Raw genomic sequence first — 25,623 nt, 5'->3', positions numbered from 1 at the left:
TTACTTTGCAGCCGTCTGCAACACCCGCATTAGCGCACCATAAGCGGGTTTTTTCGCGTACTCGTCGTCAAAGATCAGCGGTTTGCCCCCGGCCCGCCACGAGGTCCGGTCCGAGACGCCCTGTAATACAGTTTGGCCGCCGGATTGGCCGCGTGCGCCGTGCGAAAGGCCAGCGCGATAAAGTCCGGCCCCGCCACCGCGAAGGGATTGTTGTCGCGCAGCGGATTTCCCGGCCCGTCCGAGATGGCCTCGTTGACCACGTCCCAGACGTTGGTCTTGTTGCCAAAGTGTTTGACCACCGTAGTGATGTACTGCTGCATGGCCGCCCGCATGGCCCCTTTGTCCTTGATCGCGTAGACCCACGCCGGGGCGCTGTCGTGCCAGATCAGGGTGTGGCCGCGTACCGTCTGGCCGTTCTTCTGCGCCGAGGCCACCATTGCGTCGGCGGTGGCGAACAGGTAATTGTCGGGGTCCGGCGAGTTGGCAATCGCCCGCATTTTCATGGCGTTCTCGGCCACCACGGCGTTGTATTCGCGGTTGACCGTGTCGGCCTCGTCCGAGTTGTCGGCATTGAACAGTTCGCCGCTGATGGCCCCACCCAGCAGCAGGCCGCGTGCACTGGCAAGGGTCCGCAGGCTGGGGGCCTGCCCGGAGGCGAGGGCGGGCGTCAGGCTGAGGCTCAGGGCCAACGCCGCGAGGCCCAGACGGCTCATGTGGTGGTGCATTGATGTCTCCTCTTGAGCGGGTGTGGGGATCTTCAGGGCAGGCTGAGCTGGACCGATTCGCTCCCGACTTCAAAGGCATACTGGCCGGGCACCACGCTTCCCGTGACTGACCCGTAGGCGTCGCCCGTGAAGACTTCCAGCCGCTCCAGCGGAATGGTGACGCTCAGGGTGCGCGCCTCTCCCCGCTTCAACTCGGCCCGCACGACGCCCACTGGACGTTTCGCCGCTTCCAGATTTCCGGCGGGTGGCAGGCTGGCGCGGACGATGAGCGTTCCGGTTCCCCCCTTCTCGCCGGTATTGATCACGGTCACGCTCACTTTCACGCCGTCTGCCATCTTCTCGGCCCGCCCGTCGGCGGTGCGGAAGGCCGTGTAATCCAGCCCGAAGCCCAGCGGATACAGCGGCAGCGGTGCGTCGCCTGCGCCTTCGGGCGGACGATCGGCGGTCAGGCCCACCTCGCCCAGATTGCCCGGCCAGGTAAACGGCAGGCGGCCCGGAAATCCGGCGCGGCCATACAGCGCGTTGGCCAGGGCCGCGCCGCCCTCGCTACCGGGCAGGTAGGCCATCACCAAGGCAGACAGGCGATTTTGCAGCTCTTCGGGCAGCAGGATCGGGCGGCCAGCCATCAGCACCAGCACCACGGGTTTGCCCGTTCCCATCAGGTCGCGCAGCAGTTGCACCTGCGCGGCGGGCAACGACAGGCTGGGATTGTCGGCCTGACTCTCGGCGGCGGGGGCCTCGCCCAGCGCCACGACGATGGTGTCGGCCTTCGCGGCGGCTGTCAGCAGTGCCTCGCGTTTGCCGTCTGGCAGGGCGCTGACGGTCACGCCTGCCGGGGCAGAGGCTTTCAGGGCGGTGGCGATCGTACTGACCTTCGGCACGTAGCCCACGTTGCCCTTGCCCACGCCCTGCCAATTGACGCTCCAGCCGCCCAGTTGAGTGGCCGCGCTGTCCATCGCCGGACCCGTGACCAGCACCCGTCCTTTTTTCAGGGGCAGGGCCTGATCGTTTTCCAGCAGGGTCGGCGTTGCCGCCGCCGCCCGTTTCGCCAGCGCCCTGTGATCGGCAAGCACGCTGCTACCCGCAGGCCGGGTGTCCATCAGGCCCAGTTCCGCCTTGAAGGTCAGCATTCGTAGCGCCGCCTCGTCCAGCCGCTCCTGAGACACCAGCCCGGTTTTCACTGCTTCCTTCAGCGCTGCCCCGTACTTCTCCACATCATTGGGCACCATGTACAGGTCAATTCCGGCGTTGACGCTGGCCGCCGTCGCTGTCACCAGATCGGCGTGGGTCTTGAAAGTGCCCACCAGCCGGTCGATGTCGTTCCAGTCGCTGACCAGCAAGCCCTTAAAACCTAGCTCACCCCGCAGTAGATCGGTCAGGATGTTTTGCGAGGCATGGACCGGCACGCCGTTCACGCTGCCGCTATTCGCCATCACCGACATCGCCCCGGCCCGGATTCCAGCCCTGAACGGGGGCAGATACAACTCGTGCAGCGCCCGCATGCTGATCTCCGCGTTGGCCCGGTCCCGGCCCAGACCCGGCGAGCCGTAGCCCACGAAATGCTTGAGGGTGGCGGCCACCCCGCCGGATTGCAGCCCGGTCACGGCGGCGGTAATCTGATCGGCCACCAGCCACGGCGATTCACCGAAGGTCTCGTAGAAGCGGCCCCAGCGCGGATCGCGGCCCAGATCGGCTACCGGGCTGAAGTTCCAGTCCATGTTCATGGCCCGCATGTCGGCGGCAGTGGCGCGGGCCAGCTCCCGCGTCAGCGCTGGATCGAAAGCCGCGCCCAGTCCCAGATTGTGCGGGTAGAGGGTTGCCCCCGGTACGTTATTCACGCCGTGAACGGCGTCGGTGCCGAACACGGCGGGGACGCCGCCCGGAAGGTGCTGGCGGCCCAGCGTCTCCAGCCCCCGCAGGGCGTCGGCCCAGCCGCGCGGGGTGTTGGGCTGCGGGGCGTCTCCACCGCCGTTCAGCGTCGCGCCGGGCAGGAGCTGAGCAAAAATATCGCCCGCGCCAGGCGCAATCGGCCCGCTTTTTCGGCCTTCCAGAAAGCGGAAGAAGTGCGCCATGCTCACCTGCCCGATCTTCTCGTCCAACGTCATCCCTTGCAGCACGGCACGGGCGCGGGTTTCGGCCCCGGCCTGTGGCAATCTGGGTACGGCCTGCGCCCCTGCCGATGCGGCGAGCAGTGCGGCCCCCAGCAGCGGCCACCTCATGCGGTCTCCACGTACTCGGCCCAGTGGAAGTCGGCGGCCAGTTTGCGCCCGCTGAGGTCCTGACAGGTCAGCGCCACAAAGGTGCCGGTGAAGCTCAGGCCGCCGCAGTGTTCGTCGCTGAGCAGTCCGGCGCTCAGGGGTTCGCCGATCTGCGTCCAGTGGTTACCATCCAGGCTGTACTCGAACCAGAACTGCCCCCCCCGGTACACGATGCCCAGATGCACCGGATTGGCGTCGCCCACCGCCACCTCTTCTGATAGCAGCTCGCGGTAATCGCCGTTCTCAGATTGCAGGACGGCCAGCGTGCGGCCCTGAATCTCGTCGCGGCTCAGGCGCAGGTACACCCAGTTGCGCGAGTCGTAATAGGCGCACACGCCCGCCATCTGCTGAAAGTCCTCGGGGTCAAAGCTGAGGGCAGTGCGGAACCGGGCGTCCAGCGCTTGCAGGCGGCGGGCCACCAGCGCCAAGTGATGCTTGCTCTTCAGCGATTCGTGTCCGGTGAGTCGCAAGCTGTGGCCGGTCAAGGCCACGCCCAGCAGCTCGGCGGGCGCACGCAGGGTCATCCACTCGGGGCGCAGTTCGGGGGCGCTGAAGTCGTCACGGGCAGGCACGCCGGTCCAGGGATGCAGCGGCAGCGCGGGCAACTCGGCGTGAAGCTGCGGGTGGAGTCCGCCCGAGGCCAGGCGCGGCCAGCCGTCCTCTCCCCAGACCAGTGACTCCAGCGCCATTTCACGTCCCAGCGGGCATTCGCCCCGCCGGGTGATGGGCCGCCCACACAGGTAGGCGATCACCCACTGACCGTCCGGCGTGTTGGTGAAGCTGGCATGCCCGCTTTTCTGAATGGGCAGCCCCGGGGCGTCCACGGCGGTCAGAACCGGGTTGTCGGGATGTACCTCATACGGGCCGTGCAGGTGGCGTGAGCGGGCCACGGTCACGGCGTGTTCCCAACTGGTGCCGCCCTCCGCCGTCAGCAGGTAATACCAGCCGCCTCTGCGGTACAGGTGAGGCGCTTCGGTGACGCCCAGTTCGGTGCCCTTGAAGATGACCTCGCGCGAGCCAACGAGCCGTTTTTCCACGGGGCCGTACTCCTGCATCACGATGCCGGAAAACGAATTGCGCCCGGCGCGGTGGTCCCACAACATATTCACAAACCACTTGCGCCCGTCGCCGCCGCTGTCCACCGTGGTACTGCCCTCGGTGTCGTGAAACAGGCTGGGGTCAAAGCCGCTGGAGTTCAGGTAGATCGGCTCGGACCACGGTCCCTCGATGTTCCCGGCGGTGGTCAGGTAATTGTGGCTGTCCTTGAAGACCTCTGTGCTGCCCCAGCTCTTGACGTCGCTGTAGATCAGGTGAAACCGCTCGCCGTCGTGCGACAGCGCGGGTGCCCACACCCCGCCGGAATCGGCGTTTCCGCGCATGTCCAGCATGGAGGTGCGGCTGGCCGGACGGGCCACGGGCCGCCAGTTCAGCAGATCGCGCGAGTGGTAGATCGCCACGCCCGGATACCACTGGAAAGTGCTGGTGGCCAGGTAATAATCCTCCCCGACCCGCACGACGCTGGGATCGGGGTGAAAGCCACGCAGTACCGGATTGGTCACGGTCACGCGCTGCCCGGAACCAGGCCGTTCTACCTGCTTGGTCATGCGGGCTGGCCCTCCTGCGCGCGGGCCAGGAAGTCGCGATACCACTGCCCCGACTGCTTCAGGGTCCGTGCCTGGGTCTCAAAGTCCACATGCACGATGCCGAAGCGCTTGTCGTAGCCTTCGGCCCAATCGAAGTTGTCCATCAGTGACCACGCGAAATAGCCGGCCATCTTCGCGCCACCGGTCAGGGCTGTCCCCATTGCGGCGATGTGCTGCTGGAAATAACGGGTCCGTGCCTCGTCCTGCACGCTGCCGTCGGCGTTCATGGTGTCGGGATACGTCGCGCCGTTCTCGGTGATGTAGATGGCGGCGGGATTGTAGTCCTTTTGCAGCCGCAGCATCAGATCGGTCAGGCTCTGCGGGGCCACCTCCCAGTCGAAGCCGGTGTACTCGCTGCCCTCCACATGCAGTGGCCGCGCGCCCAGGAAACCGTCGCCGGGGGCATCCTCCACCACGCTGCGCGTGTACGTGTTGACGCCCAGAAAATCTGTGGGTGCGCCGACCAGGTCCAGATCGCCCGGCAGCACCAGTCCCTGCGCCTGCGGGCTGGCCCTGTCCAGCAGCTCCACGAAGTCCTGCGGGTAGCCGCGCCCAAACACCGGGTCCAGATACCAGCGGTTGGCAAAGCCGTCCTGACGCCAGGCGGCGGCCCTGTCGGCCTCGCTTCCGGTGGCTGGGTACGCCGCCGCCAGATTCAGGGTGATGCCCACCTGCGCGCCCGGCACGTTGGCCCGCACCGCCTGCACCCCCAGCCCGTGCGCCAGCAGCAGGTGGTGCGACGCCGCGAAACTCTCGGCCAGATCGGTGTGGCCCGGCGCGTGGATGCCGTTGCCGTAACCCATAAATGCGGCCACCCACGGCTCGTTGATGGTGATCCAGTGCTTGACTCTATCGCCTAATTCAGCCGTGACAACTTCCGCGTAATCGCCAAAGGCCAGCGCGGTGTCGCGGGTAGGCCAGCCGCCCCGGTCCTGCAAGACCTGCGGCAGGTCCCAGTGGTACAACGTCAGCCAGGGCGTGATGTTGCGCGTCAGCAGGCTGTCGACCAGACGCGAATAAAAGTCCAGCCCGGCCTGGTTGGTCTGGCCGCGTCCGTCCGGCAAGATGCGCGGCCACGCCACGCTGAAGCGGTAGGCGTTGACGCCCAGACTTTGGATGAGATCAAGGTCACTGTCCAGACGGTGGTAATGGTCGCAGGCCACGTCGCCGTTCTCGCCGTTCAGCACCTTGCCGGGCGCGGCGCAAAAGGTGTCCCAGATGCTGGGGCTTCTGCCGTCTTCAAACGCGGCCCCCTCAATCTGGTAGCTGCTGGTGGCGACACCCCAGGTAAACCGGAGTGGGAAGTTTGCGGGGTTGGGTTGGTTGTTGGCAGTCATGGTGTCCTTGGGGAGGTGAGGAGGAGGAAAAGATGAGGGCTGGAGAAGATGCCGGCGGCTAAAGTGCGCCTTGAAAAAGTGCGCCTTGAAGAATCTGGCTCTGCGTCAAGGCAGACTTTTCAACACCACCCGCGTCAGGCTCAGCGGCGGCAGTGTCAAGGTCCCGCCGGTCCTCAGCGCGCGCGGAGGCTTGTCGCTGTTCACGTCCGCGTCGGTCACGGCCTTGGCCCCGATCACGGTGTAACCAGGCAGCTTGAGGCTCAAAGGCCTGGCGGCGGCCTGAGTGTTGATGGCGAATACGGTCAGCAGGTTGCCCTGCACCGAGGTGTGAACCCACAGGTCCGGGTCATCGCTGGTCACGCCGAAGGTCTGCCCCCGGTAGTTCGCCAGCTCCCGGAAGGCGGCGTAGGACATCCGTGGAAAACCGGCGTCGTCCAGCAGGCCATGATTGCCCGTCGCCATCAGCGAGAAGTAGGGATTGAAGACTGCGCCGGATTCCGACATCCGTAGCGCCGCCTCTGCCGCCCACAGCCCGCCCACCGCGTCTGAGAGGTGCGTTTCCCGGTCCGAGCGGTACGACTGGGCGTACTCAGTGATGCCCTGAGCAAGCGGCATACCCTGGCCTTTCGGATTGGTGGCCGGATCTGACCACAGCTTTTTGACGCGCTCCACGGTCTCCACCACTTTGCTGATGCTGTCAAACGCCTCGGCGTCGCTGCCGTCGCCGTTGGAAGGGTACAGGTGCCACGTCACCAAATCAAAGGCGTCGCCGCATTCTTTAATCGTCGCGTCCAGATACGAATTGGGATTGCTGACGGCGGGGCCAGAAATTTTGGCCCGTGGATCAACTTTCAGGATGGCGGCCCTCTGCGCCCGCACCACGCCGCAGTACTTCTGGGGCGTCCAGCTCGGATCACTGCGGTTGGTGGCGTACAGGTCCGGCTCGTTGCCAATCTCGTAATACGCCACGTTCAGGCCCAGTCGCTGCGCCATTTTCACCATCTCGGCAGCGTCGGCGGGCGTGTTCCTGGCCGCCACATTGCCGCGGTTGCCCCCGGGGCGGGTGAACACGCGGGTCTGGAGCATCAGCGGCGGCCTGCCCAGCAACGTCCAGTTGCTTTTCAGGGTCTGCATGGCCTCGGGCGTGCGGTTTTGCTCGTCGCCGATGTTGCCGCCGGGCCAGCGCAGGGCGGCGGGTTTCAGGGCGTTCAGCGCTTCCACCGCCTCTACCACCGGCATCCAGTTGCCCAGGTTAAAGGCGCTGACGCTGGCGGGAAGAATCGGCTTCGGCGCTGCACCAGACGGTGTAATGGTTGCTGCCTGCGCCGAGAGCAATAGACCGAGGCTGAGAGTGATAATCTTCCTCACCCTCAGTCCTTGACCGCGCCGCTGGTCAGGCCGGAAATCACCTGACGGCTGGCGAACAGAAAGATGATCAGCAGTGGAATCACAGTCAGCACCACCATCATCAGCGTTGCGCCCCAGTCGGCGTTGACGTTGCTGGCCCCGCCAGTAATCTTGCGCAATGACAGGGGCAGCGTCATGGTGCTGTCCTCGCTCAGGCGCATGATCAGCGCGCCCTTGAAGTTGTTCCACGATCCCACAAAGGTCACCACGCCCAGCGTCGCCAGAATCGGGCGGATCAGCGGCAGCACCACCCTCGTGTAGATGCCAAATTCGCTGGCCCCGTCCAGCCGCGCGGCCTCGATCAGCGATTTGGGCAGCGCCGAGACGATGTACTGGCGCATCAGGAAAATGCCGAAGGCGTTCGCCATGCCCGGCACCCACAGCGTGCGCGGTGTGCCGATCCATTTCAGGAAGTTGTTCATCACCAGAAAACTGGGAATGTCCATCACCAGCGGCGGTATCAGCATGGTGATCAGAATGAAGCCGAACAGGTACTGCTTGCCTTTAAAGTCGTACATGGCGAAGGCAAATCCCGCCAGCGAGCAGAAGAACAGCGTGGTCACGGTGGACAGCGTGGCGATGTACAGCGAGTTCCAGAACTGACGCAGGGCCATGTTGTTGGTGGCCTCCATCATCTTCTGAAGGTTCTCGACAAAGGCGTTGCCGAACCACAGGTTAGGCGGCACGGCGAAGATCTTCTCGCTGGGCAGCGTGGCCCACACGAACATCAGGTAAAACGGCACCAGCGAGAGAAAGCAGGCGATGCCCACGAAGACCCACAGCCCCACCCGGCCCCCATTGAACCTGGATTTCTGCCGGGGGGGCCGGGGCGCGGCGGCGATGGGCGTCTCCAGCGGTTGGGTGGTCACGAGCGGCCTCCGCCCCGTGAAAACAGGTAGTTGTTGATCATGCTCAGGACGAAGATCGCCAGGAACAGCAGCCAGGCCATCGCCGAGCTGTAGCCCATGTCCAGATCGCGGAAGGCGACGTTGTAGATGTGCATGGCCGAGGTCAGCGCGGTGCCGCCGCTGCCGCCGCCCTGGCCGGTCATGATGAACGGTTCCTCGAACAGCTGCATGTTGCCCACGATGGTCAGCGTAAAGGCGTAGAACATCATCGGGCGCAGCAGCGGCAGCGTGATGTAAAAGAATTTCTGCACGTTGCTCGCGCCGTCCACGGTGGCGGCCTCGTACACGTCCTCGCTGATGGCCTGCAAACCGCTCAGGTACAGAATCACGTTCCAGCCCACATAGCGCCAGAACACCACCACCGCCACCGACACCGGCACCAGGTCCGGCACCGCCAGCCAGCGCACCGGCCCCAGGCCCACCACCGACAGCGCGTAATTCAGCAGCCCCAGGTTCTCGGAATACAGCATCCCGAAGACAATCGTGATGGCAACCGCGTTGGTGATGTACGGCAGAAACAGAATGGTGCTGATCGCGCCCTGATATCTTCTGAGGGCCTGGTTAATCACAAAGGCCAGCGGCAGCGCCACCAGATGCTGCGGCACCCCCGACAGCAGCCCGATCCAGACCGTGTTTTTCAGGGACACCCAGAACTGATCCGGCGCGCCCAGCGCCAACTGGAAGTTCTCCCAGCCCACGTAGCGCCAGTTGCCCAGCCCGTCCAGCGGGTTCCACAGGTGAAAGGCCAGAAACAGGCTGAAGCCCAGCGGAAACAGCCCGAAGATCAGGAAAAGAATGAAAAACGGGCTGGTGAAGATGTACGGCGCAAAACGCTGTTGAAAGCGGTCATAGCTCCAGCGGCGGCGGGGTGGGCTGGTGGGCAGGGGAACACATTCTTGCATGGGGCCATCCTTTCGCGCCGTGCGCCGGATAGAGGGGGGCAGGTCAGGGAATGGAAACGGGGGAGCCGCCTTTCTCGCTCCCCCAGACAGTCACACCGTTCTGGTCAGGTCCCTCAGGCTCAGCGGGCGCGGCGCAGAATCTGGGCGCGGGCGTCCGAGAGTGCCTGCTTGATGTCCTTGCCCTGCTCCAGCACGTTGGTCAGCTCGGTGTTGACGATCTGATCGGCCACCGAGTCGTACTTGTTCACGTCGATGGGCTGGGTCTTGCGGGCGGCGTCGCGCCACAGGGCGCGGGCCTTTTGCTCGCCCAGGAACGGCACGCCCTTGTTGAAGATGCCGTCGTTCTGGGCGGTCAGCAGCGCCGGGAACGCGCCGTTGTCGGTAAAAGCCGTGATCTGCGACGACTTATCGGTCGTCATGAACTTGATGAACTCCCAGGCCATCGCCTTGTTCTTGGCGGCGCTGGGAATGGCGTAGAACGTGCCGCCCCACAAGGCGTAACCGCCCTCGGGCAGGTTCTGCACGCGCCACAGCCCCTTGGTGTCGGGGGCCATCCAGTTTTGCAGTGCGCCGGTCAGCCACGCGCCGCTGAACTGCGTGGCAACCGTGCCTTTCTTGAAGGCGTCGTACCACTCGTTGCTCCACTCGCCGATCTTGGCGTCCAGACCCGCGTCACGCACCTGCTTGGACAGCGTGAAGGCACGCAGGAAACGGGCGTTGTCAGGGCCGACGAGCAGGTTGTTCTTGCTGTCAAAGTAGATGCCCTCGCCGGGCTTGAGGTTGGTGCGGCTCATCACGCCGTAAATACCCTGCGCGGTGTTAATCAGCGCCGCGCCCGTCTTGGCCTTGATGATCTTCCCGGCGGCGATATAGCTGTCCCAGTCCTTCATCATGGTGGCCGGATTGACGCCCGCCTTGTCCAGGATGTCCTTACGGTACAGGAAAGTACCGGGGCCAATGTCGGTGGGCATGGCAATAAAGCGCTGGTCACTGCTGGTGGCCTGCGCCACGGTAAACGGCGTGAACAACTTCTTGTACTGGGCGGCGTTGTACGGGGCCTTGTTCAGGTCTTCCAGGCCCCGGCCCTCGGCAAACTTGCCCACGTAGCCGATTTCCACGGCCATCACGTCAGGCAGCCCCTGGCCGGTGGCGAGCGCGGTGGTCATGGCGTTGTGGTGATCGGCAAATTCCTGTGCTTGCAGCTTGATGGTCACGTTGGGATATTTCTTGTTCCATGCTGGAATGATCGCCTTGATGGCGCTGTCCAGGCTGGGAAAGGCCGCGACCGTCAGGGTGATCTTTTCCTGGGCGTGGGCGGTGCTGGCGAGCAGAGCGGAAACGAGGGCGAATGTGGCGATTTTCTTCATGGGATGACCTCCAGAGGTCGGGAGTGAAAGCGCTTTCAAAATGAGCGTGAAACGGTGCGGCAGGTCAGGAACTGTCGTGCATCAGTGGCCTCCAGTGGCGGGGGATAGGGGCGCTGGGCCGGTGGATTCGCGGACAATCAGGCGCGGAATATAGGGAATCATGCGTGGTTGCTCCCCGGCCAGCAGACGGAGCACCGTCTGGGCTGCCAGTTCGCCCAGCTCGTTGACCGCCTGATGCACCGTGGTCAGCGGCGGCGTGGTGTAGCGCGAGGAAAACAGGTCGTCAAAACCGGTAAGCGACACGTCCTGTGGCACGCGCACGCCCCGGCGGTACAGGGCCAGCCGCGCGCCCAGAGCCATCTGATCGTTGGCACAGACCAGCGCGGTGAAGGGCCGGCCCAAACTCAGCAGTTCCTCGGTGGCCCGTTCGCCGCTGCCCTCGGTATAGTCGCCCGCCCGCATCAGTTCGGAGCGCAGCGCCAACCCACATTCCTGCATGGCTGCCTCAAAACCCTCGCGCCTCTCTACCGCGTCATGCTGCGATTCCAGCCCAGCGATAAAGGCCACGTCGCGGTGGCCCAGTTCGGCCAGGTGGCGCACCACGTCCCGGATGCCAGCGCGGTTGTCAATCAGTACGCAGCGCTCGGACAACCCGCCCACGTCGCGCCCCACGGCCACCAGCGGGACCCGGGCGGCCACGTTCTGCAATGCAGCGTCCTCAATCACTCCGCCCAGCACGATCAGAGCGTCCACCCGGCGGCGCATCAGCAGGTCCAGCGCCTGCTGTTCCTGCTCGGCGTGCCAGTGGCCGCTGACCACCAGCGGATGATACGAGCTGCCCTCCAGTCCGCGTTCAATGCCGGCCAGCGTCTCGCCGTAAAACGGGCTGCTGATGTTCTGGGTCAGCACCCCCACCGAGAAACTGCGTCCATTGGCCAGGGCCTGCGCCTGCACGTTGGGTGTGAAGTTCAGGCGGTGAATGACCGCCTCCACCCGCTCACGCTTGTCCGGCGTGACGTTGGCGGTGCCGTTCAAAATGCGCGACACGGTGCTGGGCGAAACACCCGCCTCCCGCGCCACGTGCATCAACGTGACGGTTACAGACATGAAAAATCTCCTGGCAGACATGGCAGCCTGCTGCAAAAATGAACAAACGATTGTTGAACGCTTTGAGCTTAGACGCTTCTGAAAGCGCTGTCAAGCGGAAGTGGGCGTAGGTCGATGTGTGCTGTTTCCGGATGCACGCTGCCGATTGGTGAGGATGCCATGAGATCGGACGGCTTCGGCACCCCGGGTCTGTGAATCGCACTCTGGACAGGGGCATGTGCGCCAGGCCGGGTGAACGCTGCGCCCGCCGTTCTAGTGCGTGTGGTTCTGCTGTGTCTGCCGCACAGCCTCGCCGTCCATCCCGGCGGGCATGGAGGAGTCCTGGCGTGCGCCCGGTGCCCTGGCCAGCGCGGGCCAGCGGCTGGCCATCAGCAGGTACAAACCGTAAACCCAGGCGGTGGAGGCCAGGAAACCCACGATCACGTCGGTGGGGTAATGCACGCCCAGGTAATTGCGGCTGGCGGCCAGCAGCACACCCCAGAACACGCCCAGCAGCGCCACCAGCCCGCCCACTCGTGAGCGCCAGAAGATCAGTCCCAGCGCGATTCCCAGGGCCGCGTTCGCCATCGCGTGCCCGCTGGGAAAGCTGAAGCCCGCTTCCACCAGCACCGCGCCCAGTTCGTCCGGGCGCGGGCGCTGGAAGATCAACTTGGCCAGCACGTTCAGCAGCGCTGCCCCCGACAGCGCGAAGGCCAGATACCACGCGTGGGTCCGGCCCCCCGCCCGCGCCAGCAACACCGCGATGACCAGCGCGATCACGGGCAGCACCCGCACTCCGCCGATCACCCCCAGTGCCAGCGCCAGCGCCGTCAGCCCCGGCGTGCGGTGCGCGCGGTACCACTCCAGAATCGCCGTGTCCCACACGAAGCCGCCGTCGCGGAACACGTCTTCGGTCAGTTCCGCGATCAGCACCAGCGGCAGCAGCACGCCCAGGAGCAGCAACAACAGGACGCGCCAGTGCGCCTTGACAAAGGGCACGATTTCCTCAAGCAGGTGCGAGAACATGCCGTCATTACACTCTGCCCGCCCCGGATGTGCGCTTGGCGGATGCTTAACCCTCCCGGCCTAGGCCAATTCGCGCAGCGGACATGCGCCAACCACCGGATGCGCCCACTGCCCCTGCTGGCGCAGCATGGGTCCATCAGCGCCGGACCCACGGATGCCACAGCGGCAGCCGGTGCTCCCAGGACACGCCATGCATTTTGACCTTCAGTGCGGCCAGCAACGCGCCCAGGCCCTGCGCCGGGAAGCCGCCCAGGACAGCCGCGCCCGTCAGGTCCGTCTCGCCCAGGAGCAGCTCCAGGAACAGCGCCCCCGCCCTGACCTGCGCGGTGTGTTGCGCGGTGTGTTGCGCCGCCTGCGCCCCGCATGACCGCCCGTTGTTGCTCCGTCCCACGCCGCCCCCTTGGAAACTGAGGTGGGCGGCGCTTCCTCTGGGACGGTCTCTCGTGGAACCAGACTTATGGATGGTGCGGTGTGCGCCGCCGTGCGTCAAACTGGGCGCAGATGAACGACACCCTGCAAGCTGCCCTGCACGCTACGGCCCTCGGAAGTCCGGCTCTTACCGCCCTGGCCGTGTTCTGCGCCAATGTTTTGCTGTTCGGCCTGGTGGCGCTGCTGGCGGCTCTGTTGCTGCTGCGCCTGAAAAGCCTGACCCCCGCCCTGCTGGCCCGAATGGCGGTGTCCCTGCTGGTGTCGACCTTGCTGACGCTGTTGCTGGGCCACCTGATCGCGGACCCCCGCCCGTATCTGGCCGAGCACTACGCGCCGCTGGCCCATGTGGCCGTAGACAACGGCTTTCCCAGTGATCACACGCTGATTGTCGCGCTGCTGCTGGGCTGGGCCTGGTGGCTGGACCGGCGCTGGTGGCCGGTTTTTGCCGCAGGACTCCTGGCCGTGCTGCTGGGCCGTTTGGCCATCGGCGCGCACCACAGCCTGGCCGTGCTGGGCAGCGTCGGGATCGCGTCAGCAGGTTTGCTAATCGCTGCGCAGATCCCGTGGCCCACGACCTGGCCGACACGCCTGCCCTTTGTGAATCGCTCCTGAGAACCGGCACGCGAAAGCCGCGCAACTGTGCTGACTGCGCGGCTTTCCGAGGGTGTGGACTATCTAGTAGATCGTCCCGCCGGTGCTGGCGTACACGTTTCCCGTCATGTAGCTGCCCTCCTGCGACGCCAGCAGCACGTACAGCGGCGCGATCTCGGCGGGCTGGCCGGGGCGGCCCAGCGGCACCCCCTCGCCGAACTTCATCACGCTGTCCTGCGGCTGACCGCCGCTGGGTTGCAGGGCCGTCCAGTACGGTCCAGGGGCCACGGCGTTCACGCGGATGCCCTTCTCGGCCACCTGCTTGGCGAGGCCGCCCGTGAAATTTGCCATTGCTGCCTTCGTGATCGCGTAATCCAGCAGGTTCGCGGACGGCTGGCTGGCCTGGATCGAGGTGGTGTTGATGATGCTGGACCCCGGTCCCATATGCGGCAGCGCCGCCTTGGTGATCCAGAACATGGCGTAGATGTTGGTCTTCATCGTCTCGTCGAACTGCTCGGACGTCAGGTCGGCAATCGCCTCCACCGCCACCTGCTTGCCCGCGTTGCTGACCAGAATATCCAGGCCGCCCAGGCCGTCTACCGCCTGCTGCACCAGTGACCCGCAGAACGCCTCGTCCTTGAGGTCTCCTGGAATCACCACCGCTTTCTGCCCGGCGGCCTCGATCAGCTTGATGACTTCCTCGGCGTCGGAGTCCTCGACCTTCAGGTAGTTCAGGGCCACGTCCGCCCCTTCCCGCGCAAAGGCAATCGCCACGGCCCGCCCGATGCCCGAATCGGCCCCGGTGATCAGCGCCCTGCGGCCCTTGAGGCGGCCAAAGCCCACGTAGCTGTCCTCGCCGTGGTCCGGCTTGGGGTCCATATCACTTGCCAGTCCCGGCGCGGGCTGCGGCTGTTTGGGAAACGGGGGACGCGGGTACTGGCTCAGCGGATCGCGCATCTCGTACTGGTTTTTTACGGTGTCTTTGGTCATGCCCACGAGTCTTGCCGCCGACCCGCCGCACAAACCCACCCGCCCACACACTTAAAAGGTTGCCTCAAGAGATGGTGGGGGTCCCCTCAACAACCGTGCTGGCCGCTCAGCCCAGCGGCACCCGGTTGGCCTCGCGCTGGACCAAGAACTCCTTGACGCTCTGCGCCGCCCGCGCGTTCATGCCCGGCACGGCGGCGATCTGGGCGACGGGCGCGGCGGCCAGGTCCTCCAGGCTGGAGAACTCTTCGAGCAGCGCGTCCCGCCGTTTCTGCCCAATGCCCGGCAGGTCGTCGAACACGCTGCGGAGCATGTCCTGGCCACGCAATTTGCGGTGATAGGTGATGGCGTACTGGTGGACCTCGTCGCGCACGGCGATCAGAATCCGCAGCGCCGGATGCGTTTGCAGCAGCAGCATCTCCCGGTTCACTCCCACCTCGGTTCCCGTCTCCAGCCACCACTGCGCCCCGTAGCGCCCCGGCAGGATGATGGTTTCCTCGCGCTTGGCGAGGCCCACCACCGGCACCTGTATATTGGCGTCCTTCAGCGCGTCCAGCGCCGCGTTGACCTGCCCACGTCCGCCGTCGATCACGATCAGATCGGGCAGCGGCAATTTGTCGGCCAGACTGCCCGTGAAGCGCCGATGCACGGTCTGTTTCATGGCGGTGTAGTCGTCGGGGTGGTCCAGCCCCTTGACCTTGAACCGGCGGTGTTCACCCCGTCTTGCTCGCCCACCTTCAAAGACCACCATGCCCGACACGATATTGGTGCCAAACAGGTTGGAGTTGTCATAGCCCTCGATGCGCCACGGGCGGTCCGGCAGCGCCAGCATCTCGCGCAGCGCGTCCAGCCCCGGATGATCGCCCCGCCGTTCCAGCACCGCCAGTTCGGAGTCCAGGCCGTTGACCGCGTTGCGCTGGGCCATCTCCACCAGATCCACCTTGTCGCCGCGCTTTGGGGTTCGCATGGCGGTCTTGCGCCCGGCCTTTTCGCTCAGGAATTCGCTCCACAGCGGCGCGTCCTCGAACTCGGCGGGCAGCAGGATCAGCGGCGGCACATGCGTTGCCTGGGTGTAATAGTCCTGCACGAAGGCCCCCACGATCTCGCCAGGGGTGCCTTCCTCGGCGTTCGTCAGAAAGCGCTTATCGCGTCCCACCACGCGCCCGCCGCGCATGCGGAACAGTTGCACCATCGCGTATTCCCCGGCCTGCGCCACCCCCAGGAAATCCAGATCGGTCTCGTCGCTCACAAAGGCGTGCTGCTCGGTGCCAAACAGCTTTTGCACGGCCTGCACCCGGTCCCGCACGCGGGCGGCCTGCTCGAAGTCCTGGCCCAGCGCGGCCACCTTCATGTCTTCCTTGAGGCGGGCAATCACTGGCGTGGCGCGGCCCTCCAGCAGCGACTTCACGTCGTCCACCACGCGGGCGTACTCCTGCGGATCGGCCCTGTCCACGCACGGCCCCAGGCAGCGGCCCATATGAAAATTCAGGCACGGGCGCGGCTTTTTCTGCATCGGCAGCCCGCTGTTCTTGCGCAGTGGAAACATGGTGTCAATCAGGTTTTTGACCCGCCGCACCGCCGAGGAATCCGGGTACGGACCGTAATAGCTGCCGCTGTCCTTGAGCACCCGCCGCGTCACGATGAGCATGGGGAATTTTTCGTTGGTCAGCTTCAGAAACGGGTAGTGCTTGTCGTCCTTCAGCGTCACGTTGTAGTGCGGGCGGTGCTGTTTGATCAGGTTGGCCTCTAGAACCAGCGCCTCCACCTCGTTGCGCGCGGTAATAAATTCAAGCGATTCGGCCAGCGAGGTGAATTTGCCGCTCTTGCCGCCCGCCTTGAAGTGCTGCCCCACCCGGCTGCGGATGTTGTTGGCCTTGCCGATATAGATCGGCACGCCCCCCTTGCGGAAGAGGTACACGCCGGGGGTGGTGGGCAGTACGGGCAGGTCGTCGAAATGCACGTCTCAAGCATAGGGGAGAGGCGGCCCGCGCACCGTAACACCTGTTTCCGAGAACATCGAACCTTTCCGAGAACATCGAGCCTCTGCCTGCCAGGGTCAACCGTGGGTCAGGCCAAAGTCTGTGCCCCGCCTCGCTCTAGACTGCCTTGAATGCCCGCCTTGCCCGCTGCCCCGCTCGTGACCCTGACCGTCAACCGCTTCGCGCCCGCCGATCTGCGCGCAGGGATGCGGCGCATGGCGACCGATCACGCCCACCTGCGCGGGCTGCCGGGCCTGACGTTTTACCGCCTGCTGGGCACCGGGCGCGGCGCGACACTCTCGCTGAGTGTGGACCTGCGCCGCTGGGCGCGCTTCGCCGTGTGGCAATCGCGCGCCGCCTTCGAGCTGTTCGAGAGCAGCCCCTGGCGGCGGCAGGAGCGAGAGCGGGTGGCCGACAGCGCCACGCTGCTGCTGAGGCCCCGGCGCTGGCATGGGCGCTGGGGCGGCCACCAGCCGTTTGGACCGCAAGTGACCCACGCGCCTGCATATAGTCAACTGCCGGTGGCGGTCCTGACCCGCGCCGTCATTCGTCCGGCCAGACTGGCCGCCTTCTGGCGAGCGGTGCCGGGAACGCAGCAATTTTTGCCCCATCAACCCGGCCTGATCTCCGCGCTGGGTCTGGGCGAGTGGCCCCTGGTGCAGCAGGCCACCTTCAGCGTTTGGCGGGACGCTGGGAGCATGCGCACCTACGCCTACCACGGCGACGCGCACCGTCAGGCCATCGCCCGCACCCGCCAGGAACACTGGTACAGCGAGGAACTGTTCGCCCGCTTCGAAGTGCAGGAGGTCCGAGGCGTGTGGGCAGGGCTGCCGTCCGGGCCAGCCGGGCTGGCTACACTCCCGTGGTGAACTCCCCCCACCTCTTGCTGGCCCGCCACGGGCAAACCACCGGCAACGTTGCAGGCGTGCTGCGCGGCGTGGATAGCCGTTACGACGAGTTGACTGCCCAGGGGCATGCCCAGGCCCACGTGCTGGCCCGTCAGATCGCCGCCCTGCGTCCCGTATCGCCGCGCCTCTATGCCAGCAGCTACACCCGCACCCAGCAGACCGCCGCGCCCGTTGCCGAATTGCTGGGTATTCCTGTTACTGTCCTGGACGGCATCCAGGAGATCGATCCGGGAGAGTGGCGTGGGCGTCCGTACAGCGATCTGAAGGCGCATTTCGCTGACCTCATCGGTCCGGGCGACAGCATCTGCTTTCCCGGTGGCGAGAGCCTGCGGGACGTGGCCAACCGGTTCGAGGCGGCGCTGCAACCCGTCTTGAGTCTGCCGGGCACGCCCATCGTCGTTTCGCACGGCGGCGCATTGATCTCGCTCCTGATCCGATTGTTGCGTGCCCCAGTGGTGGAAAGCTGGCGCTCAGACCGCTTTGCCCAGACGAACGTGCAATTGACGGAGTTGCGTTACGGGAGCAGTGGTTGGCAGCTTGAACCATCAGAACAACCGTCAGAACAACCGTCAGAACTAGCACCAGGGAACCTAAATTTCACAAGTTAGAGATATAGTGAATAGTTTCACTTGATGATCAGAGTCATTGACAACCGTATGGATCACGGTCCTGTGGGCACTGTTCGTCGTTCGCCGACAATTCAAAAATCACTTGCAGTCCACCAGTTAATTGCGCCGCTGAATATGCAGCAGGTAGGGTTCGCTTGCCGGAGTGTAGCGAACCGTGCCGCGCTCATTGGTCTTCTGGCGGAAGCGCAGCGTGAACTGGCGACTTGCGGCGTTGTATGCGAATGGCGTGAAAGTGCCACTGCCAGGCGTCAGATCCAGTGTACTCATGTCCGCGACCACCTGGTCAAGGGTATGCGTCGCGGTCACGGCTGGCGTGATGGCGAGGGCAGTTGGCATGACCGTCGGTATGGCCACACTGGGTGGCGTGGCTGGAACAGCCGTGGTACACGAAGTCGCAGTGGGTTCGCAGAGCAACACCTGGGACTGGGTCAGGGCGTAGGTGTTGCTGTCCGCCCAGGTGTCGGGCGCTCTGTCCGCAGCCGTAAGCTGAAGGCGTGGAATGAGCCGGTAGACCAGGTAACTGTAGGCGTTGTCCTGATACTGCGTCACCCCACCCACCGTGCGGGTCTCTCCCACCAGGATGGCGAAGCAGGGGAGTGTGCCTGCCGGAGGCGTCAGGCTACATGCCTGGTCGTTGACGCTGAGGTCCGTGCTGACCAGGCGGGCGGCCCGCAGCCGGGCGGCCAGGTAGCTGCTGGCCTCCTGAAGGTTGCGGATCCGGGCTGCCTGGAGGGCCGCAGTGTTGGCCCCGGTGACGGTGGCGGTTTCCAGACTCAACAGGGCAGCAAGCAGGATGCCGAAGACCAGCAACCCCACCAGCAATTCGATCAACGTCAGTCCGTCCGCGAGGCGCTTTTTCACTATGGCCGCCCGATGTCCATGATGAAAGTCAGGGTTCCGTTCGCTGCGGTGGAGCACGTCACGGTCAGTCGACGCCGCCCCAGCGGGCTGGCCGCGCCCAGCGCGAGACTGCTGGGTGGCTGACAGGTGACCCCGGTAGGCGCGGCTTGCAGCACAGGCAGGGTGCCCGCGCTCAGCCAGGGGTAGGGATCCGTCGCGCCCGGCGTGCTGTCGCGCGTCAGCCACAAGGCGCTGGTCTGCTCGATGACGCTCTTGGCATATCCAGTGACCGCTTGGGCACTCACGGCAGTGCGGTTGACCTGAAAGGTCTGCGTCAGGGTTGGCAATATCACGGCGATCATCACCAACACCAGGCCCACAGCAATGAGCAGCTCTACCAGCGTAAATCCGCCCTGGACGCTACACAGTGCCATCTGCGGTCCCCTGCGGCCAGAGGGCGTCATTGAACGATGACCGTGCCGAGGACGCCGGTGATCCTCAGACGTTTTCCAAGGCTGGAGTTTCCTACCGATGCGATCTCAATGTCCACAGGCAAGCCGGTGGCGTTCACACCGTAAGGGGAGATGAAGCGCGCCACAGTAGCCGTGGAGGTCACGGTCATGCGCGTGGCGCTGGGCAGGGTCAGGGCACGGGTGGTGGGTGTGCCAGTACACGTCTTGTTCGGGTAGCTCTCGACACTGTAGCTGGCGGCGCTGGTAGTGGGCAGGCGGATCACCGCGCAGGTGCCCAGCCGCTTGACCTCGGCGCGGGCGGCCTCGATATCCTGGGCCAGTTGTTGCGCGACCTGCTGGCGCTGCATGACCCTCAGGTATCCGGGCAATCCGATACCCAGGAGTACGCCCAGAATGCCCAGCACAACCAAAACTTCAAGCAGGGTGAAGCCTTGCCGGGAGACCAACCGCCTCCGTGACATCACCCGCCTCATTGCTGACTCCATGTGCCGTCACCGTAGGAAAAGCTCAGCGGACTCAGTGCGCGGGCCGACGTGAGCACGGCCAGCGGACTGTACTGGATCTGCATGCTGCCGCCCAGCGAGGTCTGAGCCTGAAACAACCCGCCCTCAACGACCACCGCACCATTAATGACCGAGTTGCCCTGATTGGAAAAGGTGCCGGTCACGTAGATGACGCCGGTGAACCCCTGCGCAGCGTCGGGGCTGCCTTTGCTCATGCAAGTGTTACTGGCGGTGTTGAGGTTCCCCGTGCCCTTCATACTGAGGTTGCCGTTGATCACGAGGATTCCGTAGCCGCACAGGTCGTTGCCGTTGAGGGTATAGCTTCCCGGCGCGGACCCGGGCGGAGGCCCCATCCAGAACAGGTCCCTGTTCAGCGGCCTGTTAATCCCGGAAAGACGGTTGGCCGCAGGCGTGAGATCGTAGTAGCCCTGTTTGGTAATGCCGTTAAAGACCTGCGCGAAGAGCGACTCTCCACAACTGACGTTGGTGTTGCCTGCGGTGGCCGCAGGTGAGACGACGCTGCTTCCTGACCACGCGCTGGCTGGAACGAGACCGCTGGTTACCCCTTGCATGGAGCTGCTGCTGGTCGCGCCCGGCACATATCGGCGCACCGGCGTGCCAGCCAGCAGGCCCATAACTACCGTGGAAGTGGCGGGCGGTACGCTGCCGGTCACGTTGCCACTGCTGTTGTACGTGAACGCACCGGCACCTGCCGCACCCAGGGTCACGTCCACGTAGCCTTGATCCGTGTCGCCGTTGAGGTAGCCCTTGGAAACGGCAGTCAGGCCGTAGCTGACTGAACCGCTATCGACATACAGCGTGTCGTTGGGATAGACCGATGTTGGATCGGACACTGGAATGCGGAAGCGCGACGCGCCCAGACTGGTGGCGCTGGAGCGCACCGCCATGAGCACGACGTCCACCGCCCCGGTCAGACTTGTCCCCTCTCTGGGCAGCCGCAAGGGATCGCTGGGCGTCACGGCCACCCGGGTGCCGGAGACGACTGCCGTGACGGTATAGCCCTGCGTGCCCAGCCGGATGTACGAGCCGGAGGCGAGGTACTCGCTGCTCAGCACGCTCAGGGTGGCGGGCCAGCCGGAAGCGCTGCCGGTGCCGCTGGCCATGGCCGCGCTTACTGTGGCTGGTGAGGCCGCCGTCGCCGTGGTGACGTTATAGATGACGCCGTCAAAAGTCGTCGCCTGGCCGCCTAGGCGCGCCGATCCCCCGCCACTCACGCTGGAACAGGAGGTCAGGGCGGCCTGCGGCGAGAAATTCATGAATGCGGGTTTCTTGATCTTGATGTTCTGCGTCAATGTACTTGTCGCGGCGCGGGCTGAGGTGCCCAGGCGGCCAGTAGACTGCACCGTCACAGTGGAATCAGCGTCGTTGCGCGCTTTGACCAGCACATCCACCTGCGGTCCGGCTGAGGTGCTGCTCGATAGGTACAGGGTGCCGAGCTGGGCGCTCGTGGTGCAGCTTGACCCATCGAGACTCTCACCCTGCACCCAGCACGCCACGTCATCAATCCGGCCAGAAAAACCGCTCTCCTTGAGACGGGCGACAAAGCTACTGAGGCCGCTGTCTGCCGCGAGAAAAGCCTGATAGGTCTGTGTATCCCGGGTCACGTCCATGCGGCTGCGCCACCCGGCGATAGACGTGGTGGTGAGCAGGACGGCGATGATCAACAGGGTAAATAAGGCGATCAGTATGGCCACAAATCCATCTTGAGCGTGTTTCCTCAGCACCTGACACTTTGATGGGAATGGCGTCCTGGACGCAGTAAGGCAGCACAAGGGGCGGTATCTAAGTCTGTGACGAACAGAGAGACCGCCCTGCTCCATACTGACATGCTCGCTGACCACCTGAAAACTCAGCTCCCACATCGGCGTCTTGATGCTCTCCAGCGGCTGGCCGAAGTCATTCTGGCCGTGCTTCAGGCTGAATCCACCCTTCACCGGAAGATCGCTCTGCACCTTCCCCAGGACGCCACGCTCGAATCCAAGACCCGTATCGGTGCACGTGCCCTTCATGATGCGCAGTTCACCCCGCAGGACGTCCTTGACGTCCTGCTTCCCCTGCTCGGAGACGGCAAGTTAAGGCTGGTGATGGACCGCACGTTCTTGGGCAGAACAGACGCCCATGAGGACGCTTGCCCGCACCTGGCATTATGGTCAGACTCTGCTGAACATCCTCGTGCTGGGTGCCAGCCTCGGGGGGGCGGTGATTCCGCTGGTGTGGACGGTGCTGCCCCATCAGGGGGGGCAGTTGCACCGCCGCCCGCATCCTTTTGGTTGCTCGACTGCTGGGGGTGCTCCCCGCGAAGCGGTGGAGCGTGCTGATCGCGGACCGTGAGTTCACCCTGCAGGAATGGTGCCAATTCCTGCGTTGGAAACGTATTCGGCACTGTCTGCGCATCTGGGAAAACACCTGCGTCAACGACGAACTTGCCCGTGATCTCTTCATGACGTTGCAACCGGGTGAGGTGTGGACGTTGTTTGAGCGGACGTGGGTGTACGGCGGCTGGATGAACGTGGTCATCACCCTGTCCCCCGCAGGGGACAGAATGATCGTCGCCTCAGATTTGTCTGTCCTGGACGTCCTTGTGACCTATCGGCTCAGGTGGGGAATCGAATCCGCATTTTCCGCACTCAAAACCAGGGGACTGAACCTGGAAGCAACGCACATGACGGCAGCAGACCGGATCTCCAGACTGTTCGGATTGCTGTGCATTGCCCTGGCCTGGATGACCCGGGTCGGGGCGGAGGACCAGCAGGGAATACCGCCGAGACGCGATAACCGGGGGCGACTGGTACTCAGCCTCTCTCGGCAGGGCTGGATGCAACTCAGTCAGGCCGTGCGGTGGGGACTGGACACGTTCTGGACCTACCTTCAGCTCCTGAGGACGCCATTTCCTGCGACTGAAACGTCAATTTCTGGAAGTGTCAGGTGCTGAGGCTGCCCGGCCTTCAGTACTGACACCTTGCTCTCCAATCCCGCTAGGAGCTGAAAAAGCGCAGGTCAGGAGCGTAGTGACGCTGATCAGCATCAATCGCCAGGGGGCAGCCTCAGGCTGCCCCCATTGGGGATGGAGGTCGACGAAATCCTGGTCGGTCAGGAAAACGCCGATTTCGTCACGCAGGCGAAGAAATAGCGCACTTTTGGGAAACGCAGCGCGGGCGATGCGGGCGGTGTCAGCCGGAACCTCTGGAATTGCGGTAGGACTTGAGGTCGATCACGGACGGTCAGCCTACCTCCGTCTGGTTAAGGCAACACAACCCTCTGACCCCCTGGCACCCGAAGTTCTTAGGACTCTACTTCCACCGCTGTCAGTAAGTTGCCAGAACTCTGTTAGTAGAGTGAAGAGTACATGCCTTCAAGCACTCTCGTACGCTGGTCCCTTCTGCTGATCACTTATCTGGTTCTGTATGCCCTGTGGACCCTTGGACACTGGGGCGGGATCCGCGTCACCGCACGCATCGGCGGCACCCCGCTCATTCTTCCGGGCCTGATCGCCACTCTGATGGTGTTCTCGCGGTCACAACAGGAGCACGACGCCCGGACCAGGAGCGGCTGGTTGATCCTCGCGGTCGCTACCGGCATGTACACCGCCGGCTTGCTCATGTGGGGTTACGACACCGTGGTGTACCAGAGAATTCCTTTTCCCACCATCGCGGACGCGCTGTTCCTGCTGTTTCCATGGGCCATGTTCGCCGCACTGCTGCAACTCACCGGCACGCGCCTAGAAGGACTCGCACGGGCCAAAGTGATCACAAACACCCTGATTATGGTGTTTTCCATGGGGCTGATCGAGTGGTCGCTCCTGCTCCGGCATACCGTCAAGACAGCCGACAGTGTCCTGGCTGCCGCCGCAGCCGTCCTATATCCCCTAAGCGACCTGGTGATGCTCGGGGGCGTCGTGTTCATCCTGCAACACGAGTGGCAGCGGGAGCGGCGGTCCATGCTCTGGCCGATCCTGGGCGGCGTGCTGATCTTCGCTCTGGGCGACATCATCTATACGGTTCAGGTGGCCCGGGGAACGTACACCGCCGGATCACCTCTGGACCTGACCTGGGCGACCGCCTTCACCCTCTTTACCTTCGCTGCCCTCAGGGCGAAGTCATTTGCGCCGGTGCCACCAGGTACCCGCACGACTCGCGAAGAAACATCATCGCATCTCATCCTGTTCCTGAAATTTGGATCGTACGCCGCCCTGGCACCCCTGATGCTGGCACCGGATACAGGCGTGGGCGATGCGGCCATAGCTCTTTTGGCTCTGTTCGGCCTAGCGTACTTCATTCACAATCGTGACAGAATCGGCAGGCTTGAGAACCAGGTTCTGGGCGAGGATCTGCTTCAGGCGAACTCAAACCTGATCGAGGCTAACACCCATTTGAATGAGCGCGTCCAGGAAGCGGTGCACACGCTCGAAGTGCGCAACACAGAACTTGGATTACAGTCCCGGATCCTGGAGAAGCGAAATCAGGAGATCCAGACCACGAGTGACGTGGCGGATCTGCTTCAGGCTTGCCTGACCCTTGATGAGGCACGCACCGTTCTTTTGCGAGCGGCAGCAAAATTATTCCCGGGAACTAGAGGGTCTATCGCAACGATCAATTCATCCCGCAACCTGATCGAGGCGTTCGTCCATTGGAGTGCAGTGCCGTCTTCTCCTGAGGAACAGGTGTTCGCACCATCAGAATGCTGGGCGCTGCGCCGGGGACATCCTCATTCCCATGCGCGGGATGGAGACCGCGTCAGTATTCCGTGTCTGCCGCTTGGCCGGGATGTGCCAGCGGCCTACTTGTGCGTTCCGTTGGTTGCTCAGGGCGAGACGGTTGGTGTCCTTCGCCTTCAGACCGAGGATAAAGACCCGCAGGCTCTGCAAGCGATGAACGCAGCCATCCAGAGTATGGCGCGGCATGTGGCGCTCGCTCTGGCGAACCTACGGTTGCGCGAATCGCTGCGTCTGCAGTCAATCCGTGACCCTTTGACCGGACTGCACAACCGGCGCTACCTGGAAGAGACCCTGGAACGGGAAGTCCGCCGTGCCATCCGGGGCGGGCTGTCGATCAGCGTTCTCGTCCTCGACATTGACCATTTCAAGAAATTCAATGATTCGTTTGGTCATGACGCGGGCGATATGGTGTTGAAGGAACTTGCCGGGCTTATGCAGCGCGTCTTCAAAGAGGAGGATGTCGTGTGCCGGTATGGCGGGGAAGAGTTCCTGATTGCCTTACCCGATGCCAATGAGGCGCAGGCCATGATGCGTGCAGAGCACCTCCGGCAGGCTGTGGAAGGCTTGACCCTTTCGTTCCAGCATCAGCCTCTGGGTGCCATCACGATTTCAGTGGGTGTGGCGGCATTGTCCGAGCAGCGCTCGAAGCCTGCAGATCTTATTCAGGCGGCGGATCAAGCCTTGTACCGCGCGAAGAAGGGGGGACGCAACCAGGTCATGGCAGCTGCAGCTGATTCCGTGACCGGAGCGGCCTGAGTTGGAGGGCACCAAATTCCAGGGGCTGGGAGCAACGTGGTCCAGTGGAGCGTTACCGGAAGCGTCGAATTCGACACGCCCTATCGTGTTGCTAAATCGCCGTGGGACGGGGCTGCCCCCGCTTTTTGGTGCCC

The 25,623-nt window shown here is 64.2% G+C and carries 21 protein-coding genes and 2 pseudogenes; 5 read left to right on the top strand and 18 right to left on the bottom strand.

Going from position 1 to position 25,623, the window contains the following annotated elements:
• From Q322_RS24950 to Q322_RS0106080, 12 genes and pseudogenes are all read right to left on the bottom strand, one after another.
• On the bottom strand, window positions 1-267 hold the full coding sequence (locus Q322_RS24950; protein WP_415831123.1) for an endo-1,4-beta-xylanase: 267 nt from the start codon (window positions 265-267) through the stop codon (window positions 1-3).
• Window positions 187-713: pseudogene (locus Q322_RS0106130) on the bottom strand (endo-1,4-beta-xylanase); the annotation flags it as partial. The pseudogene Q322_RS0106130 and the gene Q322_RS24950, both read right to left, overlap by 81 nt.
• 44 nt (window positions 714-757) lie before the next feature.
• Window positions 758-2,944, bottom strand: a complete 2,187-nt coding sequence (locus Q322_RS0106125; RefSeq protein ID WP_029476905.1) for a glycoside hydrolase family 3 protein — start codon at window positions 2,942-2,944, stop codon at window positions 758-760.
• On the bottom strand, window positions 2,941-4,587 hold the full coding sequence (locus Q322_RS0106120) for a glycoside hydrolase family 43 protein (protein WP_051668283.1): 1,647 nt from the start codon (window positions 4,585-4,587) through the stop codon (window positions 2,941-2,943). The genes Q322_RS0106125 and Q322_RS0106120 overlap by 4 nt, the downstream gene beginning before the upstream one ends.
• Complete coding sequence (locus tag Q322_RS0106115; protein WP_029476902.1) at window positions 4,584-5,963, bottom strand: GH1 family beta-glucosidase; 1,380 nt, start codon at window positions 5,961-5,963, stop codon at window positions 4,584-4,586. The genes Q322_RS0106120 and Q322_RS0106115 overlap by 4 nt, the downstream gene beginning before the upstream one ends.
• A gap of 105 nt (window positions 5,964-6,068) precedes the next feature.
• Entirely contained in the window at window positions 6,069-7,331 is a 1,263-nt protein-coding gene (locus Q322_RS0106110) for a glycoside hydrolase family protein (RefSeq protein WP_029476900.1), read from the bottom strand.
• A gap of 2 nt (window positions 7,332-7,333) precedes the next feature.
• The gene (locus tag Q322_RS0106105; RefSeq protein WP_029476899.1) at window positions 7,334-8,239 is read right to left on the bottom strand and encodes a carbohydrate ABC transporter permease; all 906 of its coding nucleotides are present in this window, start codon (window positions 8,237-8,239) and stop codon (window positions 7,334-7,336) included.
• A complete protein-coding gene (locus Q322_RS0106100; RefSeq protein WP_029476898.1) occupies window positions 8,236-9,180 on the bottom strand; it encodes a carbohydrate ABC transporter permease in 945 nt (314 codons plus the stop codon). The genes Q322_RS0106105 and Q322_RS0106100 overlap by 4 nt, the downstream gene beginning before the upstream one ends.
• Window positions 9,181-9,299: 119 nt before the next feature.
• Window positions 9,300-10,547 (bottom strand): ABC transporter substrate-binding protein, encoded by a 1,248-nt coding sequence (locus Q322_RS0106095; protein ID WP_029476896.1) that lies wholly within the window; start codon window positions 10,545-10,547, stop codon window positions 9,300-9,302.
• An 81-nt stretch (window positions 10,548-10,628) separates the two neighbouring features.
• Complete coding sequence (locus tag Q322_RS0106090) at window positions 10,629-11,654, bottom strand: LacI family DNA-binding transcriptional regulator (RefSeq protein ID WP_029476895.1); 1,026 nt, start codon at window positions 11,652-11,654, stop codon at window positions 10,629-10,631.
• A 252-nt stretch (window positions 11,655-11,906) separates the two neighbouring features.
• The gene (locus Q322_RS0106085; protein ID WP_084147830.1) at window positions 11,907-12,659 is read right to left on the bottom strand and encodes a phosphatase PAP2 family protein; all 753 of its coding nucleotides are present in this window, start codon (window positions 12,657-12,659) and stop codon (window positions 11,907-11,909) included.
• Window positions 12,660-12,795: 136 nt separating this feature from the next.
• Window positions 12,796-13,050, bottom strand: coding sequence for a hypothetical protein (locus Q322_RS0106080; RefSeq protein WP_029476892.1), 255 nt, complete (start codon window positions 13,048-13,050; stop codon window positions 12,796-12,798).
• Window positions 13,051-13,160: 110 nt separating this feature from the next.
• On the opposite strand from Q322_RS0106080, the gene Q322_RS0106075 reads away from it, so the two are divergent.
• Complete coding sequence (locus Q322_RS0106075; protein ID WP_029476890.1) at window positions 13,161-13,700, top strand: phosphatase PAP2 family protein; 540 nt, start codon at window positions 13,161-13,163, stop codon at window positions 13,698-13,700.
• A 63-nt stretch (window positions 13,701-13,763) separates the two neighbouring features.
• Here Q322_RS0106075 and Q322_RS0106070 read toward each other — a convergent pair whose 3' ends face one another.
• Both Q322_RS0106070 and uvrC read right to left on the bottom strand, forming a co-directional pair.
• Entirely contained in the window at window positions 13,764-14,669 is a 906-nt protein-coding gene (locus Q322_RS0106070; RefSeq protein WP_029476889.1) for an SDR family oxidoreductase, read from the bottom strand.
• A gap of 106 nt (window positions 14,670-14,775) precedes the next feature.
• Window positions 14,776-16,626, bottom strand: a complete 1,851-nt coding sequence (gene uvrC / locus Q322_RS0106065; protein ID WP_029476888.1) for an excinuclease ABC subunit UvrC — start codon at window positions 16,624-16,626, stop codon at window positions 14,776-14,778.
• 150 nt (window positions 16,627-16,776) lie between these two features.
• On the opposite strand from uvrC, the gene Q322_RS23825 reads away from it, so the two are divergent.
• Window positions 16,777-17,514, top strand: coding sequence for a hypothetical protein (locus Q322_RS23825; RefSeq protein WP_029476886.1), 738 nt, complete (start codon window positions 16,777-16,779; stop codon window positions 17,512-17,514).
• Entirely contained in the window at window positions 17,511-18,161 is a 651-nt protein-coding gene (locus Q322_RS21625; protein WP_162176595.1) for a histidine phosphatase family protein, read from the top strand. Before Q322_RS23825 ends, Q322_RS21625 begins: the two co-directional genes overlap by 4 nt.
• A 117-nt stretch (window positions 18,162-18,278) precedes the next feature.
• Here the strand turns inward: Q322_RS21625 and Q322_RS0106050 are convergent, their stop codons facing one another.
• Genes Q322_RS0106050 through Q322_RS0106035 form a run of 4 tightly spaced genes read right to left on the bottom strand, consistent with a single transcriptional unit; the run spans window position 18,279 to window position 21,713 of the window.
• Entirely contained in the window at window positions 18,279-19,043 is a 765-nt protein-coding gene (locus Q322_RS0106050; RefSeq protein ID WP_029476883.1) for a prepilin-type N-terminal cleavage/methylation domain-containing protein, read from the bottom strand.
• Window positions 19,043-19,456: a pilus assembly FimT family protein gene (locus Q322_RS0106045; RefSeq protein WP_029476882.1), complete on the bottom strand. Its 414-nt coding sequence runs from the start codon at window positions 19,454-19,456 to the stop codon at window positions 19,043-19,045. The genes Q322_RS0106050 and Q322_RS0106045 overlap by 1 nt, the downstream gene beginning before the upstream one ends.
• Window positions 19,457-19,482: 26 nt before the next feature.
• A complete protein-coding gene (locus Q322_RS21620) occupies window positions 19,483-19,941 on the bottom strand; it encodes a pilus assembly FimT family protein (protein WP_051668280.1) in 459 nt (152 codons plus the stop codon).
• A gap of 23 nt (window positions 19,942-19,964) precedes the next feature.
• On the bottom strand, window positions 19,965-21,713 hold the full coding sequence (locus Q322_RS0106035; RefSeq protein WP_034417780.1) for a hypothetical protein: 1,749 nt from the start codon (window positions 21,711-21,713) through the stop codon (window positions 19,965-19,967).
• Between the two features lie 96 nt (window positions 21,714-21,809).
• Here Q322_RS0106035 and Q322_RS22305 point away from each other — a divergent pair.
• Together Q322_RS22305 and Q322_RS21615 are read left to right on the top strand one after the other, a co-directional pair.
• Window positions 21,810-22,951: pseudogene (locus Q322_RS22305) on the top strand (transposase).
• Between the two features lie 414 nt (window positions 22,952-23,365).
• Window positions 23,366-25,489 (top strand): GGDEF domain-containing protein, encoded by a 2,124-nt coding sequence (locus Q322_RS21615; RefSeq protein WP_051668279.1) that lies wholly within the window; start codon window positions 23,366-23,368, stop codon window positions 25,487-25,489.
• Window positions 25,490-25,623: the final 134 nt, after the last annotated feature.

This window comes from Deinococcus frigens DSM 12807 (assembly GCF_000701425.1).
Classification (GTDB): domain Bacteria; phylum Deinococcota; class Deinococci; order Deinococcales; family Deinococcaceae; genus Deinococcus; species Deinococcus frigens.
Note: the sequence above shows the minus strand (reverse complement) of the source record. Positions and strands in the feature narration are given on the sequence as shown.